This is a genomic window from Lysinibacillus sp. GW247-5R2A, assembly GCF_059424475.1.
This window is the reverse complement of sequence record NZ_JBWKZL010000016.1, coordinates 62,405-81,758: the sequence shown is the minus strand read 5'-3', so window position 1 is coordinate 81,758 and position 19,354 is coordinate 62,405. Positions and strand designations below refer to the sequence as shown.

At 37.5% G+C, this 19,354-nt stretch carries 16 protein-coding genes and 1 other annotated feature; of the genes, 1 reads left to right on the top strand and 15 read right to left on the bottom strand.

The features are described 5' to 3' along the window. Positions 1–101: 101 nt before the first annotated feature. Both AC07YC_RS20770 and AC07YC_RS20765 read right to left on the bottom strand, forming a co-directional pair. Positions 102–590 (bottom strand): hypothetical protein, encoded by a 489-nt coding sequence (locus AC07YC_RS20770; protein WP_494920329.1) that lies wholly within the window; start codon positions 588–590, stop codon positions 102–104. A gap of 164 nt (positions 591–754) precedes the next feature. Then, positions 755–3,400, bottom strand: coding sequence for a valine--tRNA ligase (locus tag AC07YC_RS20765; RefSeq protein WP_336635509.1), 2,646 nt, complete (start codon positions 3,398–3,400; stop codon positions 755–757). 72 nt (positions 3,401–3,472) lie between these two features. Then, positions 3,473–3,729: a binding site (T-box leader), on the bottom strand. Between the two features lie 102 nt (positions 3,730–3,831). Between AC07YC_RS20765 and AC07YC_RS20760 the strand changes: the two genes are divergently transcribed. After that, positions 3,832–4,026: a YszA family small membrane protein gene (locus tag AC07YC_RS20760; protein WP_081791133.1), complete on the top strand. Its 195-nt coding sequence runs from the start codon at positions 3,832–3,834 to the stop codon at positions 4,024–4,026. Here AC07YC_RS20760 and AC07YC_RS20755 read toward each other — a convergent pair. From AC07YC_RS20755 to yihA, 13 genes are all read right to left on the bottom strand, one after another. Then, a complete protein-coding gene (locus tag AC07YC_RS20755) occupies positions 4,003–4,683 on the bottom strand; it encodes a valyl-tRNA synthetase (RefSeq protein ID WP_494920328.1) in 681 nt (226 codons plus the stop codon). The two genes, AC07YC_RS20760 and AC07YC_RS20755, sit on opposite strands and share 24 nt — an antisense overlap. 170 nt (positions 4,684–4,853) lie before the next feature. Beyond that, the gene (locus AC07YC_RS20750) at positions 4,854–5,300 is read right to left on the bottom strand and encodes an SRPBCC family protein (protein WP_025114606.1); all 447 of its coding nucleotides are present in this window, start codon (positions 5,298–5,300) and stop codon (positions 4,854–4,856) included. 243 nt (positions 5,301–5,543) lie between these two features. Then, positions 5,544–6,836 (bottom strand): glutamate-1-semialdehyde 2,1-aminomutase, encoded by a 1,293-nt coding sequence (gene hemL, locus AC07YC_RS20745; RefSeq protein ID WP_336635507.1) that lies wholly within the window; start codon positions 6,834–6,836, stop codon positions 5,544–5,546. Continuing rightward, positions 6,837–7,817: a porphobilinogen synthase gene (gene hemB / locus AC07YC_RS20740; protein ID WP_494920327.1), complete on the bottom strand. Its 981-nt coding sequence runs from the start codon at positions 7,815–7,817 to the stop codon at positions 6,837–6,839. Continuing rightward, positions 7,814–8,575 (bottom strand): uroporphyrinogen-III synthase, encoded by a 762-nt coding sequence (locus AC07YC_RS20735; protein ID WP_336635505.1) that lies wholly within the window; start codon positions 8,573–8,575, stop codon positions 7,814–7,816. The genes hemB and AC07YC_RS20735 overlap by 4 nt, the downstream gene beginning before the upstream one ends. Next, positions 8,565–9,497 (bottom strand): hydroxymethylbilane synthase, encoded by a 933-nt coding sequence (hemC, locus tag AC07YC_RS20730; protein WP_494920326.1) that lies wholly within the window; start codon positions 9,495–9,497, stop codon positions 8,565–8,567. Before hemC ends, AC07YC_RS20735 begins: the two co-directional genes overlap by 11 nt. Before the next feature lie 18 nt (positions 9,498–9,515). After that, positions 9,516–10,343, bottom strand: coding sequence for a cytochrome C assembly family protein (locus AC07YC_RS20725; protein ID WP_036119291.1), 828 nt, complete (start codon positions 10,341–10,343; stop codon positions 9,516–9,518). 174 nt (positions 10,344–10,517) lie between these two features. Further along, the gene (gene hemA, locus AC07YC_RS20720) at positions 10,518–11,882 is read right to left on the bottom strand and encodes a glutamyl-tRNA reductase (RefSeq protein ID WP_494920325.1); all 1,365 of its coding nucleotides are present in this window, start codon (positions 11,880–11,882) and stop codon (positions 10,518–10,520) included. Positions 11,883–12,079: 197 nt separating this feature from the next. Next, positions 12,080–15,001, bottom strand: coding sequence for a vWA domain-containing protein (locus AC07YC_RS20715; protein ID WP_336635503.1), 2,922 nt, complete (start codon positions 14,999–15,001; stop codon positions 12,080–12,082). 18 nt (positions 15,002–15,019) lie between these two features. Further along, entirely contained in the window at positions 15,020–16,468 is a 1,449-nt protein-coding gene (locus tag AC07YC_RS20710) for an S-layer homology domain-containing protein (protein WP_336635502.1), read from the bottom strand. A 190-nt stretch (positions 16,469–16,658) separates the two neighbouring features. Beyond that, positions 16,659–18,317, bottom strand: a complete 1,659-nt coding sequence (locus tag AC07YC_RS20705; RefSeq protein WP_494920324.1) for a DUF5666 domain-containing protein — start codon at positions 18,315–18,317, stop codon at positions 16,659–16,661. A gap of 143 nt (positions 18,318–18,460) precedes the next feature. Then, entirely contained in the window at positions 18,461–18,634 is a 174-nt protein-coding gene (locus tag AC07YC_RS20700; protein ID WP_080709112.1) for a YjfB family protein, read from the bottom strand. A gap of 136 nt (positions 18,635–18,770) precedes the next feature. Then, positions 18,771–19,352 (bottom strand): ribosome biogenesis GTP-binding protein YihA/YsxC, encoded by a 582-nt coding sequence (gene yihA, locus AC07YC_RS20695; RefSeq protein ID WP_036149273.1) that lies wholly within the window; start codon positions 19,350–19,352, stop codon positions 18,771–18,773. Positions 19,353–19,354 lie beyond the last annotated feature (2 nt).

Below are 19,354 nucleotides of genomic sequence, written 5' to 3'. Positions count from 1 at the left end.
CTAGCGCCGATAGAATATCGACACCAGATGGCTGCGTAGTGTTTTTTAGTGCTGTCTACTTGACAGGGGTAAGTCCACCGCGTGTTTGTTCAGTATTTTTATTAATGTACTTGGTGAGCCCCTAGCAATGCACCCATATTGTCCAAAATTATTTTTGCGTCATTGTTTAATAAAGGCATAACATCTGGACGTTGTACTAATTCAAAAGAGTTTTTTAATGTTCTTTTCAACATTGAAATATCAAAATTTGAGCAATACTCATTTATTTTATGGATGGTTAACATATCTGTCCGTGATAGTTTTGTACTCTCCTGTTGAGTTTGCCTATTTGCTAAAACATGTTTAATAAGCACACGCGCACTTGTGTTTAATAAACGATAATATTTCGCTTCTGATAATTTCAATAGATTTGTTTCAATCAATACCCTTGCACTAACAAAATCTAAGTCATCACATGCTTTATTGACTTTCGTAATATAGGATGTCATATTACCTGTCATTTTCACATCTCCATTCATACCATAAACCCGAAAAAAGCCATTGCTTTGGTATAGCGATTCCATTACAGACCATTTCTTTTCCGTCAACATAATATTACGTTAGGTTTTGTTTCCTACTATAATAATAAATACCCTCCACCTATTAGACTAATTATTCTAAATAGTACTACATATTTTTACCCATTTCAATGCATAACTTTTGCCCCGCATAAAAAAAGCAATGGATGACTTTAGCGTCATCCATTGCTTTCCTATTACATATTTTTTAATTCCTCTAAACGTTTTAATACAACCGCGTGCTTACTTTCATAATCCGCTAATTTTTCACGTTCTACATTGACTAATGCCTCAGGTGCTTTCGATACGAACTTTTCATTTGAAAGCTTACCTGTCACTAACTTCACTTCTTTTGCCCATTTCTCTAACTCTTTTTCAAGACGAGCGATTTCTTCCTCTAAGTTAATAAGCCCAACAAGCGGTAGGAAAACTTGTGCACCTGTAATAACTGCTGTCATCGATTGACCTGGTGCCTCTAAGCCTTCACCAATTGTTAACGTATCTGGGTTACAGAATTTCTCTAAATAGGCTTTATTCGCTTCAAGTACTGCCACTGTTGCAGCATCTTTTGCAGAGATAAATAACGGTACTTTTTTGCTCATTGGCGTGTTTACTTCCGCACGAATATTACGTACTGAACGTATAATATCCATTAGGAGCTTCATATTATCTGCTTCGTCAGCAAAATGAAGATCCGTGCGTACTGTTGGCCATGCAGCTACTGTAATCGATTCACCATCATGCGGTAAGTGTTGCCAGATTTCCTCTGTAATGAATGGCATAAATGGATGCAACAGACGCATCGTTTGATCGAGTACGTACGCTAAAATAGAACGAGTTGTCTTTTTAGCAGTTTCATCCTCACCGTATAATGGTAATTTTGCCATTTCAATATACCAAGAACAGAAATCATCCCAAATGAAATTATAAAGTTCGCGACCAACTTCACCAAATTCATAGCGCTCTGCCAGAGATGTTACACGTTCAATCGTCTCATTTAAGCGTGTTAAAATCCATTTGTCAGCAACCGATTTTTCACCTGTTAAGTCGATTTCATCATATGTCATTCCATCCATATTCATAAGGGCAAAACGGGATGCATTCCAAATCTTATTAGAGAAATTCCATATAGCCTCTACCTTCTCAGTAGTATAACGTAAATCTTGACCAGGTGATGAACCTGTTGCTAAGAAGTAGCGTAATGAGTCTGCACCGTATTGCTCAATAACATCCATTGGATCAACACCATTGCCAAGTGACTTACTCATTTTACGCCCTTCACCATCACGAACTAAACCATGAATTAATACATCTTTGAATGGACGTTGTTCTGTAAATTCAAGACCTTGGAAAATCATTCGAGATACCCAGAAGAAAATAATATCATAGCCTGTTACGAGCGTATTTGTTGGGTAATAACGTTTATATTCTTCATTTGCTTCGTCTGGCCAGCCCATTGTAGAAAACGGCCATAGCGCTGAAGAGAACCATGTATCTAGTACATCCTCATCTTGTGTCCAATTGTCTGCATCAGCCGGTGCTTCTTTTCCTACGTAAATTTCACCTGTTTCATTATGGTACCAAGCCGGGATTTGATGGCCCCACCATAATTGGCGAGAAATACACCAATCACGAATATTCTCCATCCAGCGTGAATAAGTATTTTCAAAACGAGCTGGAACAAAGTTTACTTTACCTTCTTGGTCTTTTTGAAGCTCTAATGAAGAATCTGCAAGTGGTTGCATTTTAACAAACCATTGTGCTGAAAGATATGGCTCTACAACAGCACCAGAACGTTCAGAATGCCCTACTGAATGCATATGTTCTTCAATGCGTATTAACACACCCGCTTCTTGTAAATCAGCAACAATTTGCTTACGACATTCAAAACGATCCATACCGTTGTATTTGCCAGCAAGTTCGTTCATTGTGCCATCTTCATTCATCACGAGGATACGCTCAAGGTTGTGACGATTACCCACTTCAAAGTCATTTGGATCATGGGCAGGTGTCATTTTTACAACCCCTGTTCCAAATTCCATATCAACATAGTCATCTGCTACAATCGGAATTTCGCGACCTACAATCGGTAAAATAACCGTTTTACCAATTAAATGCTGATAACGTTCATCTTTCGGGTGAACAGCTACGCCAGAGTCTCCAAGCATCGTTTCAGGACGTGTTGTCGCAACTTCTACATATCCTGAGCCATCAGCTAAAGGATATTTCATATGATAGAAGGCACCCTGCACATCTTGGTAAATAACCTCGATATCAGACAATGCTGTTTTAGCAGCTGGATCCCAGTTAATAATGCGTTCACCACGATAGATTAGGCCTTTTTCATATAATTGAACAAAAACTGTATTAACTGCCTCCGAAAGACCTTTATCTAGTGTGAATCGCTCACGTGTGTAGTCTAATCCAAGGCCAAGCTTTGCCCATTGATCACGGATATGCCCAGCATATTCTTCTTTCCATTCCCATGTTTTCTCGAGGAATTTTTCACGTCCTAAATCATAACGTGTAATATTATCCTCACGTAGCTTTGTTTCTACTTTTGCCTGTGTAGCAATACCTGCATGGTCCATACCTGGTAACCAAAGTGCATCATATCCTTGCATACGTTTCATACGGATGAGGATATCTTGTAAAGTTGTATCCCATGCATGACCAAGGTGTAATCTACCTGTTACGTTCGGTGGTGGAATAACGATTGAATAGGGTTCTTTCCCGCTTTCTGGCTGTGCCTCAAAAAATTTCCCTTGCAACCACCATTCATAGCGACCGGCTTCAATGGACTGTGGGTCATATTTAGTTGGCATTGAAATGTTTTCTGTCATATTGACTCCTCCTAATGTTTGAAGACTATTGATAAAGCAATCACTTTACCAAATAAAAAAACTCCTCTCGTCTAAAAGGACGAAGGAGTTTTAGTTCGCGGTACCACCTTTAATTCCAGCAGCGGTTAAGGAAATGATCATCGAATACATTTCTCAGCCTTATCTACTGGCTCTTAATTCGGTAACGGTGTTTAACCGGCTTTAACTACTGTTAGTTCACTAAAGCTGCTCAAGGGCTACCTTCAATTAAGTACAAATAGAAACTTCTCAGCTACCGTTTCCTCTCTGAAAATGTAACATAATTTACTCTTCCCTATCATAGCATCTGTATTTGATTTTCCTTATTGTACCGCAGAAACGTGTAATTTTTCAAGTGATTTAGTCATCTTTTAATAAGAGTAAAGTAAATAGAAAAGGAAGTGAATATTCAAATGCGTCGACGCAAGTATAACCCCTGGCTTTTACCACCTTGGTTAAGGCAATTTCGTTTTTACTGTAGAACGATTATCGTGCCAATTTGTGGTTTTCAATTTATCCGTGTCATTATTGTACCAACATCCGGTGATTTAGTTTTCTTATTACTCTTGCTACTCCTCAGCTATTTACTTTTGAAAGACATCATTTGATACACGAACTTTAAGCGGTGTATATTCTTCAGTTAGATCCCAAATCATGGAAGGCACTTCATGCCAAGAGCTGGACTCACGTACAACAATATGACTTGAGGATTCTCTCAAACTTATTTTTTGGTCAACTGTTGGAGTCTTCACTTGGTGTGAAGCTGCTACTACTGCTGTAGTTTGTTTTTTCACTTGCATGCTTTCTTCTGGCACAGTAAGTATCTCTTCATGTTCATAGGCACTGGCAGTAAAGGACTGATTTTCTAATACATGGTCATTTTCAACAACTGGCTCGTATTCGTTAAAGATGCTTGTGACTGTCCATTCAAGCTGACATTTCTGATTCGTCAAGCTTGGGCGAATATCTTTGACCATTATATCCTTAAGGTTTGATTCCTTTGGTAAATCGACATGTAACGGCACGGCATACTCAAAATAACCTGTATCTCCTTGGACATCTAGGGCATCAATTGAAATTAAATCATCATCGCCTGTAAAAGCATGCATATTTTGAAAATCGAAGCGTACATGTGCGGTAATATGATAGATGCCCACTAGTCGAAGTGAATCCTCTAACTGCATTGCCTGCCACTGTGGCTTAATTTGCACAGCTGCTATTTCTGTTGGGCAGCCGTACCCAGGAAAACAAAATGTTTCGCTCATATTCCAAGTTTTGTGTTCGATAATAATCCCTCCCTTTGCATCATATGACTTATGAGAGGATAGTATGCTAGAAAGCTTCCAACCGTATAAAAAAAGAGGAAATTCATATAAAAATGGCATGCTAGAATATTACTTCTAGCATGCCATTTTTATGAATGTACTTACATCCATTAAACATGTACTAATTTGATTTTATTTGCTACACGATCTGTTAAAATTTGCGTTGCCTTTGGTACTATCGGTTTGAAAATTGGATTTAAAACAGGACCAGCTAATCCGCCAGCAATAACCTCTAAGAAGCCTGTCATTTTTGTGTTTTCAGCATCGATGCTTTCTGCAAGGAAATAGCCATTTCCTGTGAAATTATCCGAAAGACCTTTAAGTTCAAATGTCACTTTGGATGGGGATACCCACTCTAAAATAATAATTTCTACTTCAACTGTTTTTTTCAGCACTCCCACATTTCCTTTAAAAGTCCATGTTGAATGTTTGTCATCAATCATTTCATGTGCGTTATAACCTGGGACAAGCTTTGCCCATTTCTCCATATCACTGACAAAATCCCATACATGTTCAATTCCTACGGGTACTTCGACCGTATGTGTGCCTGTTGCCATATCAATTCACTACTTTCTTTTATGAATAGCTATATTATAAACGATATCGTCCACATTTTGGCTATGCTGAAAGATATAATTTTGACAAAAGCAGGTCCTTCATCCAGTATAGATGATTGTCCTTGGTAGTTAATATATGCTATCTTTTCTCTTTTGTTCTTTTATTGCTCAAGTACTACAATGACTTCTAACTTATGTATACAAAAGGGCATGCTAGATTTTTTCTAGCATGCCCTATCAATTTTACTTAGCTAATTGTGCAAATACTTTATAGAAGGCATCAACCGTTTTTGCGATATGCTCCTCTGTATGTGCAGTAGAGATAAATAACCCTTCAAACTGAGACGGTGGTAGGAAAATTCCTTCCTCAGCCATCAGACGGAAGTATTCAGCAAATAAGGCTAAATCCGATGATTTAGCAGTTGCAAAATCAATGACCTCTTCATTCGTAAAGAAGAAGCCAATCATAGAACCCGCACGATTAACAGTGTGAGGAATATTGTACTTCGTCGCCGCTTCACGGAAACCAGCCTCTAGCTGATCGCCTAGTTGTTTAAAGTATTCATAAGTACTGTGATCTAAACGTGATAGCGTTTCATAGCCCGCTGTCATAGCTAATGGATTCCCTGAAAGTGTACCTGCTTGATAAATCGGTCCAGCTGGTGCTACTTGCTCCATAATTTTTTTAGTACCAGCAAACGCACCTACTGGAAGGCCTCCGCCAATTACTTTCCCTAACGTCGTTATATCAGGTGTAACTCCAAAATAACCTTGTGCACAACCATAATCAACACGGAAGCCCGTCATAACCTCATCAAAGATTAATAACGCACCATGTGTAGTTGTTAATTCGCGTAAGCCTTCTAAGAAACCTGATTGTGGTGGTACAACACCCATATTCCCTGCAACTGGCTCTACAATAACTGCTGCTAACTCTGCACCAAATTTTTCGAAAACAGCTTTAGCGCCTTCTAAATCATTATAGGCTACAGTTAACGTATTACGAGCGATATCTGCAGGTACGCCAGGGCTATCAGGAAGACCTAATGTAGCAACTCCAGATCCTGCTTTAATTAATAATGAATCACCGTGGCCATGATAAGAGCCTTCAAATTTTAAAATCTTATCCCGACCTGTAACTCCGCGAGCTACACGTAATGCAGACATAGTAGCTTCTGTTCCCGAAGAAACGAAGCGAATCATTTCCATGCCTGGAAGACGATCTAACACTAATTGAGCTAAACGATTTTCTGTATAGCTTGGTGCACCAAAGGAAGAGCCTTTTGCTGCAGTTTCAGCAATTGCTTTGACAACCTCTGGATGTGTATGCCCTAAAATGAGTGGGCCCCAAGATAATACATAATCTATATATTCATTACCATCAATATCTTTAATGATAGCCCCATGGCCTGATTCCATGAAAATTGGGTCCATATTTACTGATTTGAATGCACGAACGGGGCTATTGACACCACCTGGCATTAACTGAACAGCTTCAGCATAGGCTTGCTTTGATTTTTCGTAAGAACGTGTCATTTATTTCTCCTCCAACCAACGTGCAACATCTTTTGCATGATACGTAATAATTAAATCAGAACCTGCACGTTTCATGCCTAATAATGTTTCAAGCACAACTTTTTTCTCTTCAATCCACCCATTAATAGCAGCTGCTTTAATCATCGCATACTCACCTGAGACATTATACGCAACAAGTGGTAATGGATAATTATTTTTCATATCTCGAATAATATCTAAATAACTTAGGGCTGGCTTAACAATTAAGAAATCCGCTCCCTCTTCGATATCAGATTCTGCCTCACGGAATGCCTCTAAACGGTTAGATGGGTCCATTTGATAGGATTTACGATCACCAAATTGTGGAGCACCATCTGCCGCGTCACGGAATGGGCCATAGTAACTTGACGCATATTTCACAGCATATGACATGATTGGAATATGCTCAAAGCCTGCTTCATCAAGACCAGCACGAATGGCTGCAACAAAGCCATCCATCATATTAGATGGAGCAATTATATCTGCGCCTGCCGTTGCTTGTGATACTGCTGTACGAGCTAAAACATCTAATGAAGGGTCATTTAAAATTTGATCGCCTTCAATTAAGCCACAATGACCATGATCCGTAAACTCACATAAGCATGTATCCGCAATGACTAAAAGCTCAGGATGACGCGTTTTAATTAAGCGAGTCGCCTCTTGGACAATACCATGATCATGGAATGCACCAGTTCCAACAGCATCTTTTTCAGCCGGTAAACCAAATAAAATTACAGCTGGGATTCCTAATGCAACAACCTCATCAATTTCTGCTTCAAGCTTATCTAATGAAAATTGAAAAACACCAGGCATAGATGGTACTTCATTTTTAATACTTTCGCCCTCTATTACAAAAATAGGATAAATGAGGTCCTCTTTATGTAAGTATGTTTCTTTTACCATTGATCGCATCGTTGCATTGGCACGCAAACGACGATGTCTTTGAAATTGTAGTCTTGTCATGATTTGTCCCCTACTTTCATTAATTCTTCGATGACTGCTTGCATTGTATATACACTTGGCATAATATCCACAGTTGCACCGTATTGTTCAAGAGCTGCTTCCGTAATATGGCCGATGGCTGCAACCCTAGTGGCTTGCCACCCGACATGTACTGCTACACTTTTTGCATATACATCAACAGCTGAAGGACTAGCAAAAATCACTGTGACGTCCTCATTGTGATGAATGCAATTAATAATAGCTGATGTTTGATCATGTCGTTCTACCGTTTCATAAACTGTCCATTCTTTCAAATTAAAGGGCAGTCCATCCTTCAACGTACTTTTCGCCTTTTCTCCACGAATAAACAGACAACTTGGATGGTCGCCAGCTATACTTGGAAATTCCTTGACGAAAATATCAGCACTAAATACGGAAGGCATAAAGCTCACTTTAAATCCTAGATTTTCTAACGCTGTAGTTGTTTTTGTGCCAATGGAAGCAATTTTCGCTTGAAAATTTTCGGCACTTAATTGATGCCTCTCCATCTTATTAGCAAATGCATCTACAGCATTTTGACTCGTAAAGATAACCCAGTCAAATTGTAGCGCACTATTCAACAGTTTTGCATCAGCGTTGTCCATACGTTCGCATGTTTCAATTAATGGGGCAATTACTGCATGGCCACCTAAAGCTGCAATATCATCTACAATAGCTGTTGTTTTAGATGTACCTGTTAAAAGTACCGTTTTACCTCTTAAAGGTAAATCATTTTGCATCTTGCTCTGCCTTCACACGTTGAATTAAATCGAAAGCTCCTTGTTTCGTTAAAATAGTAGCCAATTCTTCCCCAATTTTTTGTGCGTCTGAACCAACTACTGTTTCTTTATATACAACTGATGCATCAGGTGCAGCAACAAGGCCTGTTAAAGTAATTTCATCCCCATTTGATGTGGCATAGCCAGCGATTGGTACTTGACACCCGCCATCCATAGCCGCCAAGAATGCTCGTTCTGCATGTGCCTCTTGCCATGTAAATTGGTCTGTTAATTTAGCTAACTCTGCTAATAGCTCGGTATCATCTCCACGGCATTCAATACCAAGAGAACCTTGTGCTACGGCTGGTAAACAATCTTCCACTGATAAAAATTCAGTGACAACATCTTCACTCCAACCAAGTCGTTTTAAACCAGCTGCTGCTAAAATAATCGCGTCGTATTCTTCGGTTTCAAGCTTAGCTAAACGTGTATCAACGTTTCCTCTAATCCATTTAATTTCAAGATCCGGACGTACTGTTAGTAGCTGCGCACTACGACGTAAAGAACTTGTCCCGACGACAGCTCCTGCAGGAAGATCAGCAAATTTAACATGTCCCTTGGAAATAAATGCGTCACGTGCATCTTCACGTGGAGGAATACAGCCAATTACTAAACCTTCCGGCAATACAGCAGGCATATCTTTCATAGAATGGACAGCAAAATCAATCTCTTTATCGTAAAGGGCTTGTTCAATTTCTTTAACGAACAATCCTTTGCCCCCTACCTTTGAAAGCTGTACATCTAAAATTTGATCACCTTTTGTCACAATTTCTTTTACTTCAAATTCAAATGGAGCACCAGCAGCCTTTAATTCATTAATGAACCAATTTGTTTGCGTTAGTGCTAGCTTACTTCTCCTAGAACCTACAATAATTTTTCTCAACAGTCTCCAACCTTTCCTCTAATACCATAAATGGAATCGCGATAAACTACTTCCTAAGAAGAAGTTCACAACAACTAATAAATAGGCATAAATATGTACCCATGCATAAGTTGTACCTATCAGCTTGCTTTTGCGATTCACATATAAGATAAAGCAATACAAAATTAAAATAATGAAGGATCCTATGATCTTCGCATCGAAAATCGAAAGACTCTCTAATGTTAATAATGCCCATTCAAACCCTAATATTAAACTTATAAATAACATTGGGATTCCAATAAAGAATGATACATTCATCCAGTTGCTCGTTTGCTGTAAAGATGGCAGTCTTGTCCAAAGATGCGACCACTTTTTCTTCTTCAGCAATCGATATAAAACAAGATATAAAATGGCAAACACAAATGTTAATGTGAATGCTGCATATGACAATATCGCAAATGATATATGAATAAAAAGCATTTCCGAAATTAATGTATCTCCGACAGTTCCCGTAGGACGTTTAGGCATAAATGTAAATATACTAGCAAACAAAAATCCTAATATATTAATAATAAATACCGGTAAGTCTACTCTTGCAATGCAATGCAGGATAATGGATAACGTCACAAGTAACCAGGAGTAAAAGAGAATTCCCTCTGACAATGATAAGATCGGAAAGCGTTTCGTTTCCACAAACGTTAAAATAATAATGGCACTTTGAATCATCCATACAAATGAAACAAGCCAGAAAGCAATGCGCCTTGCTCGTACTTGCTTATAAAAATAATCAGTAAAGTAAAAAACTAGACTGATCGCATACAAGACGATCATCACCTCATATAGCCTTGTCATGGTCAAATCAGCCAATAGACATCCCTTCTTTGTAGTGAAATTATAAAGCTATAAATAAGAAAACAAAAAACGTTTTCGTATCCTAAGTTTACCATACAGATACGAAAACGCCTCATGTAATATCAGTAGAGAATCCAATAGCGCAACACCACTTCGTACAACTTCAGTGTACAAATCGCATTAGATTATTTAGAAAGAATACTTTGGTTCAGCAGAAGTTTGAGTTGCCTGTGCGCGTTCTTTACGCTCAAGCTCTTGCTTCGTCATCTCTTGAACTTCAGCTTCCACAGCTTCTTCTATACCAAAAATTTGTTGGAATAAACGTAACTGTTCATTTGCTTTTGGTGAATTGGCCATTTCTTTCGCTTGTAAGATTGGCTCTTTTAACAATTGATTAATAATTGATTTTGTATGTTTGCTTAAAATTTTACGTTCACGTTCCGTTAAATCTGGCATTTTATTCTCGATACTAGTCATCGTCTCTTCTTGAATACGATTTGCTTTTTTCCGTAATGCAGAAATCACAGGTACGACACCAAGCGTAGACACCCAATCTTTAAATTGGAGCACTTCATGCCCAATCATATCCGTAATATCCGCAGCAGCACGTTCACGTTCCGCTAAATTAGCTTCGACAATACCTTGTAAATCATCAATATCATATAAGAAAACATTTGGTAAATCGCCAACACGTGGATCGATATCACGCGGAACAGCGATATCTACCATAAATAATGGTTTCCCTTTACGTAAACGTTCCACGAATTGCATGAGCTCATAATCAATGACATAGTCAGTTGCACCAGTCGATGTAATTAAAATATCTGCTTCTAATAAGGAGCACTGTAATTCCTTCATTGATTTAGCTTGACCATGGAATTTTGCAGCTAGACTTTCCGCTTTTTCAAACGTACGGTTAATTACTGTTACTTTTCCTACTCCACTGCCGTAGAGGTTTTCAATCGCAAGCTCCCCCATTTTCCCTGCACCTAGAATAGCTACATGCTTGCGTTGTAAAGAGCCAAAAATTTTCTTTGCTAATTCTACTGCTGCATAAGAAACTGATACCGCATTCTCGCCGATAGCTGTTTCATTATGTGCTCGCTTTGCAAATGTTACCGCTTGTTTAAATAGTTGATTGTAAACCGTTCCTGTCGTGCCAATCTCTTGTCCACTTAAAAAGCTTTTTTTTACTTGCCCTAAAATTTGCGTTTCACCTAGAACCATTGAATCGATTCCAGCTGTTACTTTAAATAAATGTTCGACTGCCTCATCCTCTTCACGAATTGTTAAATACGAAGAAAATGTCTCCACAGGCAAGCCAAACCAATCAGCTAAAAATTGTTTCACAAAATGACGTCCAGTATGCAGTTGATCCACAACAGCATAAATTTCTGTACGGTTACATGTCGAAACAATAACGTTTTCTAAAATACTTTTCTGCTTTTGCAGCGCTTCCATTGCCTGAGGTAGTTCACTCTCAATGAATGATAACTTCTCTCTTATTTCAACAGGCGCTGTTTTATAATTCAAGCCTACTACGATGGTATGCATGAATAACACCTCACACGTTCTAATTCACAAATTTCATTATAGCACAGTTCGACAATAGTTCATCTATAATTTGTGAACATGTCATGAAGAACTGCATTTCGTCATCTACATTAGAATTATTATAAACTAAGTGTAACAAATTATACGTTTTGTTTCAAATTAAAAAACTGCCCCGCATAAGGAGGCAGTTTTCATCATTAATTTGTTATAGAAATAGTTTTCATTGAAATAATATTTCCATCTTTATCATATGCGATCAAATCAATTTCATTATTAACTTTAAAGTCCTGCATAGTTTGTACTGTTTTCGTTAACATAAATACATGATCACTACGTTTTAGCAACTCGAATTGTACATCACCACTAATTGATTTATAACGTACATTAATCTTCGCAACGTTTGGACAATTACCATCAATACGAGCGCTCATTGTAAGATAGCCTTTTCGTAATGATACATTTGCATCTTCAAATAAATCATCCGGGTTGATACAGCTTGATGCCGGAGTTTTACATAAAATCGCATCAATCAACTTTTGGAACACCTGATGCAATTGTAAATTATCAAGCGCGTGATAATAAGCTCCGCCAGTTTCTGTAGACAATTGCATTAAAGTAGCATCATTTACTTGTGATTTCTTGCCCATACTTACTGTGTATATTTTCACACCTTGCTTTTTCGCTTCATTGATCACTTTTGTCATTTTTGATTTACTTGTTTTCCCATCAGATACAACCACAATAGCTTTAGCCGTTTTTGTATCGTTTGAGAATTTCGTTAATGCAATATCAATACCTGCAAAAATATCCGTAGCACCTTTCTCTTTAGATGCTTTATAAAGATCTTTCTTCAATACAGCATCTGTTGTACCCTCACCAAGAATTGTTGCCTTTGTGTTTGTTTCGATGACGATGTTATTTTTCGCCTTCAATTGATTGATAAATTCAATCATTTTCTTGCCACGATAATTAGTTGGATCAACAGCCTTCATAGATGAAGAATAATCTACTACATAGGCAATTTCTGTTGCTAATGAGCATGAATTTTTACTGAAGTACGGATTAGTAAAAATATCTTTGGTTACTGTTTTATCTTTTAAACCCTTCAAAATCGTTGCATAACGAGGGTCTATTGGATTGACAAGGGTTGCTTCTACTTTGGATTTGCCATAGATGATAGAGTCAAAGTATGCAACAGCTGTACCTGGGCTACCAGTATTGTTTAATGGATCTGAAGTATTCGTAATAAATGAAGCTGTTTTTTCCACTCCATCATACTTGATTTTGACTGTTCCTTGATAATCCGTAACTGGTTCTCCACCAGGACGAACTAACGTCACCATGACTTTTGTATAGCGATCCTTGCCTGATGGTCTAGATGCAGCATCAGCACTTTCTTTCAATGCCTCTACTCGTTTTTTATAAGCCTCTACTTGTCCAAGTAGCTTCCCGCCTTGATATTTTAATAACACGGTACGATCATAGTTACTTAAGTTGGTAAAGATAGAATAAATTTTCATAACACTATCATAATGTTCAAGTGTCAATTTTTTTTCTTCCGGCATATGGTTCATAAGCTGGATGATAGCTCCAACTGGATTAATGTTTTCTACCTGAGAGGCGATAGCATCATCAATCCCTTGAACACGATAAATCGGACGGCCATCTTCAGAAATCATATACATAATTTCTGTTTTAGCTGGCGATGTGACCGAATTATCTAAACGACGATTTAACAGTTCCTCAAAAAGGTAAACCGAAATATTGTAGTTTTCAAATTGTAAAATAGCATTTTCATACCCTAGTGCTGGATATCTAGGATCTGAGCCTCCGTAACGTAAATAAACATTTTGAACATTGCCCAAGGCGTCTGTTACATTAGTTTGCTGCCCAATACTAAATAGCTTTTTATCCCCATCATACTTCAATGGAATTGGTGAATACACATCAATTATGTTTTGTGTGAAGAACTCTGGCAATTTCTCATATGGGATATACGGTGGTGTCACATTCCCATTATCATCATCTGTATTAGTAGGATCATAGACTTGGTAATCAATACGCAATTCAGGTTGTGGTGAATAACGCACCTCTGCTTTTAATTTTTGCCCTACAAGACACTTCATTGCTGGATCGGTATTATTAACCAATTCAAAGGAAATCGTATCACGAGCAGATTTTGTTAATTTTGGCGCTACAACAATAGCTGATACAGTCGAACCATCAGATTGGACGGTTCTAACCGCTTCGCCAGAAGTATCGATAATCGTACCGTAAGTTGACGTCACACGGAATGTATAAGATTTATCATCCGCAATAGGGTCTCCATTACAAGCCTTTAAAGATACAGTCACAAGTGTTGAATCCACTTCATTCGCAATTAAATCTGGTTTTTCCACTACAATGCTTTGCAATGCATTATTTACATAATCAGGTCCAGTAAAATCATTGGAGTTATCCTTTGGCTCTTCAAAATCCGCACTATTAGAGCCCATGAATCCCGGAGGTAATGTAATACTATCATTATCACGACCAGCTGCACTTCGCGTTAATCCTTGTACGGCAAAGTTACCATTTTGGACTGCTCTGTATAAGAATGTCGCGACATCACCACGCGTTAATTTTGTTGATGGATTAAAGCTTGCAAATGTCTTTTTGCCTGAATTACTTGTCGATAAATTGTTTGAATATAAATATTGAACAGCTTGTGGTTCATCTAAATCCAATCCTTTAAAAGCGGCATAAATTTGTGCAAATTGACCACGAGTAATCGCTTTTGATCGATTGGCATTTACATGTGTTCCATTAAACGGTAAATAAAAATCACTATAAAAGTTATAAGCTACACTATCCGTATAAGATAATGGATAATTACGGTCTAGCTTCGCAAACATGAGGACAAGCTCTCGATCTGTCACTTGCTCATTCGGTAAAAAGTTATTGGCATTGTTCAAAGTCATCAATTCATTGTCAACCGCCCAAGAAATGGCTTTGTAATTATTACTATTCGTCGGAACATCTCTAATTGTGGTAGCTGCTTGCGTAACAACAGGTGTTGCTGTCATCAAAAGCAGCATGAAGCACAGCATAGTAAGCACTGCTTTTTTTACATATGTCATGGTTGTTCAGTCCTTTCTTTAGTTAAAGAACAATATGTCATCACGATAATTTTGTTTCAAGTCATCTTCTAAATATTTCAAGAAACGTTCTAAAACAACGGAAGCTTCTGCTCGAGACAGTGGTTTATTTGGATTAAAACGTCCAGCAGAATCGCCAATCATCAATCCAAGTTCATTGGCAATATAGATACCATCTCTTGCATAGTTTGGAATTTGGTTGTCATCCGTAAATTTCGTTAAATAGCCAGGATTCGGCGCTCTATTTTCTAGGCCTAAGGCACGAACAAAGATAGTTGCCGCCTGAGCTCTTGTGATGGCACCATCAGGCATGAAGTAATCCGCTGAAACCCCTTTAATGATCCCTTTATTTAAAGCTGATTCAATATAGTAATAGTCTTTAGTAGATCGTTTTAAATCCTTAAAGACACTTGTAGTAGGAGCTTTTCTTGATTTCTTTTCTTCAAACACGCGTAGGTCAACAGCTTTACCAATGGCTGTAGTAAAATCAATGCGTTTCATTGGCGTTTTAGGAGAGAAGAAATTACTTGAATCTGAATAAATACCTAGAGAATACAGTTTCTCAATTGCTTCTTTCGCATAATGATTTGTTAAGTCTCTAAATTTGGGAATAATAAGACGTTCAATAGTTGGCATATATTCTGTATCTAAATCCAGTGTACCTTTTTGTCCCGAAGCTAAATTATAAGTGTACTCCGATATAACGTCCTTTTCACTGACAACGGCATAGCCACCTTCGAAGCTGCCTAAAGTACCTAGGTTCTCCTCGTAATTCAGGATACGTGATTTACTAGTAGATACGCGATTTTTCACATGGCTTGTCTTACCATCACTGAATGAATAAACAGACTCTGTGATTTGTGTTTCAGTTGCTCCCCAAAAGTTTTCATAGCCTGCATGTCTGCTATCAGTTTCAATCGTTATGGTGTTTTGAACCGCATTTTTCCCTTTGCCAGTTTCATAGGCATAGGTCTTTCTTGAAATTACATTTCCCGAGTAATAATCAGAAGCTGCCCGATTATCTGTAACAGTTCCTTGGGAAAATTGATAATCGACTAAAGAATAAGTAATCGATCCGATTGTAATTTTTTCAGTATATTTCTTAACCTCTCCATTAGAAGTTTTTTGACCAATACTTGCATAATCCACAACATCTGACTCGTAGGCCATGTTTCTTGTTAATGTTGCGCCATTGTTGCCAGTTAACTTCATACTATACGTTTCAGTTAGTTTGCCCTTTGATTCTTTTTGTGTAATCTTAATATCTTTACTTGTTCCTTTGAAAATGACGGGTGATCCTGAAAGAAATACCGCTTCCTCATATGTATATTCATTTTTCACGGCACCGGTTGTTTCTAATGAAGCAGCTGATGCATGGAATGGTGTAATCGAATTAATTACAAAAATAGCCAGAACGACTAACACTAATTTTGACCAATTTTTTTGCATACGTTTATCCTCTCTTTCACTGTACATAAAGTGAATCATGATGCTAGCTTTAAAAATTTCTAAAACAAAAATCTGCTTATCTTTCGAAAGTATTGACAATTTAGCCTATAAGCCTAAGCGAAGATTCCTTTCATCGCCTTTTGCTAATACTATTCGCATTAGACTCGCAGATTTTAGTTTGTTATTGATATTAATCTACTAAAATAAAATGTCCCTTTACAAATCGATCCGATAATACAACTAAACGATCCGATGGCTGTAAATCAGATGCCTGAATCACTTTACCTGCTTTTATCAGTGTCGCTTGATCAATATTCATATTAATCATCTCACCTGCTTCATACCAACGGCCATTTTGCCATTGACTAACACTCTTGACATTTATAACAGCAGGATACGTAGATTTCACAGATTGCAACTTCCCTGTAAGCATTAATGGTGCAACAGGTTTGGCATTATCTAACATATGAAGGGCCTGTACATGACCATCCTTCACATAAAAGTAACCATAATCCCCTTCAGATAAATAAAGTTCAATATCAGGCATGACATTATATGTTCTACTTCCGTCATCTACCTTAGCCTTTGTTGAATTACTAACCGACAGAACTGTACGATCTGTTTTTTTGAAAACATTAGATTCTATTTTCATAGCATCGTCAATTTCAATAAGGTAGCCATCAGCTTGAGATAATCGTCCATAATATAATTCATGACCAGCTAAGTTTGGAGACATAAAGCTATCACTCGTCACTTGCACTACCTGTGCATAGTGATCACGAGCAGCACCATCCGTAATTACAAATGCTGTACCATAAGCCATAAGCCCCGTCGGTTCAATTAAACGACCATTACGAATTAAAATAGTTCCATTATGGAAATACATTGAGCCTGCTGTTTTAAGTTTTAACAGTTTGTAATCTGTATCTACAGATAGCATTGGTTCATAATAAGTTCGTTCATTATTTTTCAATACTACAATTTTCTCAATAACTTCTTTCCCAAATTGTTTTACAGTCGCGTAGTAAGCTTCACTACCAATATAATTTTTCAATTGACCTTTCTCTACCTTAGTATTTCCCACATATATCGGTACCTTGGTAGTAAAAGGCATTGTTGAAAGGTCTGCAGTTATTTGAGAGCCAAATTGCCAGTTAACAAAAGCATGCTGGTTTTTGACAGTTAATTTATTGGCATTAGGATTAACTGCTTGTATTTCCCCTTTATATAGGTTTTCTACAAGAGTACCCGTTTCACTTATTGCTATTTTTGTAACAATAGAAGTATTTTTATTTTTCAAGTTCAATTTAATTCGATCTCCAACATATAGGGCACTGATATCCGTTGCAGATGAGCTTTTTTGATAAACGGTTTCTTTATTAATATAGTAAGTAGTCTCTGCACCAATATCTGGCTTAACCATAATAAATAAACCATTAGGATCAATACTCGTTACGACACCAGCAATTGTGGTACTGTTGCCACCAGTTGATGGAATATTTGTTTCTGTTGGTAAATTAGATTTACCTCGTAGCTCCACAACACTTCTTAAAGAAATGTCAGCTTCCACTTCCATGCCCATTTTAAAACCTTCTATAGTTGTGGACGTATTATTAATAAATAAGCGAGTGTTCTTATTAATATTGTAGGTTACAGAACGGCCGCGATCATTTTGCAATGTCACTTTACTCAGCTGCTTTTCTATCGTGCCATCTGGCTTAGTATATTCTGAATATGTTACATCAACAAAGGTACCAGTTACTAATTGGGCAGCCTTAGCTGTTTGGTTAAAGGAAAAAACTAGAACCATCAGTAACATAATCGATAGTATGTATGATATCTTTTTCAAAAATTCTGCCTCCTTGCTAAATTTTAGTCATGAATAGTATATCGTATTATTGGTAGTTTTTCTCATTCAAAAAGTTACAATTTCTATCTCAAACGATAACTTTAAAAGTAAAGGTAGCTTTCAATTAAAGCTACCTTGCCTGCTCAGACCTGAACATCAATTGTATGTCCAGCTGTCGGATGTGGAGCATCTAACATTTCAACTAATTGTTCTGTGTTTTGCTGCTGCATATCCATCGCCTGTTTTGTTACAGCCAAAGATACGTTTTGCATAAGTGTCGCTTGATTCATTGCCATCGATAAAGCCGCTATATCCATACAGTCCACCTCCTATCTACCTTATCGGCAAATTTTTTTATTTCTCAAGCATATTCTCCAAGTTTCTCCATACTTCATAAGTAAAAATAAAAAGCATCTACAGTCCTAATTCATTAGAACCAATAGATGCTTTTTTTTACATTCTATTTTCAATAGTACGCCAAGCCTCTTCAAAACCAAGGCCTGTTTCTGAAGAAAAGACAATAAGTGGATCATTTTTTTCCATCTCCAATGTCTCTTTGACAATTTTTTTATGCTTATCCCATTTACCTTTTGGAATTTTATCTGCCTTCGTTGCAATCACAATGCAAGGAATATTATAATGCTTTAAAAAATCATACATCATGCGATCATCCGCAGTTGGTGGATGACGCAAATCAATAATTTGTACAACAGCTTTTAATTCTTGACGCCCTGTAAAGTAACGCTCAATCATTTTTCCCCACGCTTCACGCTCTGTTTTCGAAACCTTTGCATAACCATAACCAGGAACGTCTACAAAAAACAATTGTTCTTCAATTTTATAGAAGTTCAGGGTTTGTGTCTTACCAGGTTTAGACGAAATACGCGCTAAAGCTTTACGTCCGATCATTCGATTAATGAAGGAAGATTTCCCTACATTTGAACGACCAGCTAATGCAAATTCTGGCAGTCCATCTTCTGGATATTGGTCTGGTCTTACCGCACTAATGACCATTTCGACATTATGGACTTTCATTT

Excerpts from the sequence above, each read along its gene's own strand:
- AC07YC_RS20770 (WP_494920329.1), bottom strand. The coding sequence starts at position 590 with ATGTTGACGGAAAAGAAATGGTCTGTAATGGAATCGCTATACCAAAGC.
- AC07YC_RS20765 (WP_336635509.1), bottom strand. The coding sequence starts at position 3,400 with ATGACAGAAAACATTTCAATGCCAACTAAATATGACCCACAGTCCATT.
- AC07YC_RS20760 (WP_081791133.1), top strand. The coding sequence starts at position 3,832 with ATGCGTCGACGCAAGTATAACCCCTGGCTTTTACCACCTTGGTTAAGG.
- AC07YC_RS20755 (WP_494920328.1), bottom strand. The coding sequence starts at position 4,683 with ATGAGCGAAACATTTTGTTTTCCTGGGTACGGCTGCCCAACAGAAATA.
- AC07YC_RS20750 (WP_025114606.1), bottom strand. The coding sequence starts at position 5,300 with ATGGCAACAGGCACACATACGGTCGAAGTACCCGTAGGAATTGAACAT.
- hemL (WP_336635507.1), bottom strand. The coding sequence starts at position 6,836 with ATGACACGTTCTTACGAAAAATCAAAGCAAGCCTATGCTGAAGCTGTT.
- hemB (WP_494920327.1), bottom strand. The coding sequence starts at position 7,817 with ATGACAAGACTACAATTTCAAAGACATCGTCGTTTGCGTGCCAATGCA.
- AC07YC_RS20735 (WP_336635505.1), bottom strand. The coding sequence starts at position 8,575 with ATGCAAAATGATTTACCTTTAAGAGGTAAAACGGTACTTTTAACAGGT.
- hemA (WP_494920325.1), bottom strand. The coding sequence starts at position 11,882 with ATGCATACCATCGTAGTAGGCTTGAATTATAAAACAGCGCCTGTTGAA.
- AC07YC_RS20715 (WP_336635503.1), bottom strand. The coding sequence starts at position 15,001 with ATGACATATGTAAAAAAAGCAGTGCTTACTATGCTGTGCTTCATGCTG.
- AC07YC_RS20710 (WP_336635502.1), bottom strand. The coding sequence starts at position 16,468 with ATGCAAAAAAATTGGTCAAAATTAGTGTTAGTCGTTCTGGCTATTTTT.
- AC07YC_RS20700 (WP_080709112.1), bottom strand. The coding sequence starts at position 18,634 with ATGGATATAGCGGCTTTATCGATGGCAATGAATCAAGCGACACTTATG.
- yihA (WP_036149273.1), bottom strand. The coding sequence starts at position 19,352 with ATGAAAGTCCATAATGTCGAAATGGTCATTAGTGCGGTAAGACCAGAC.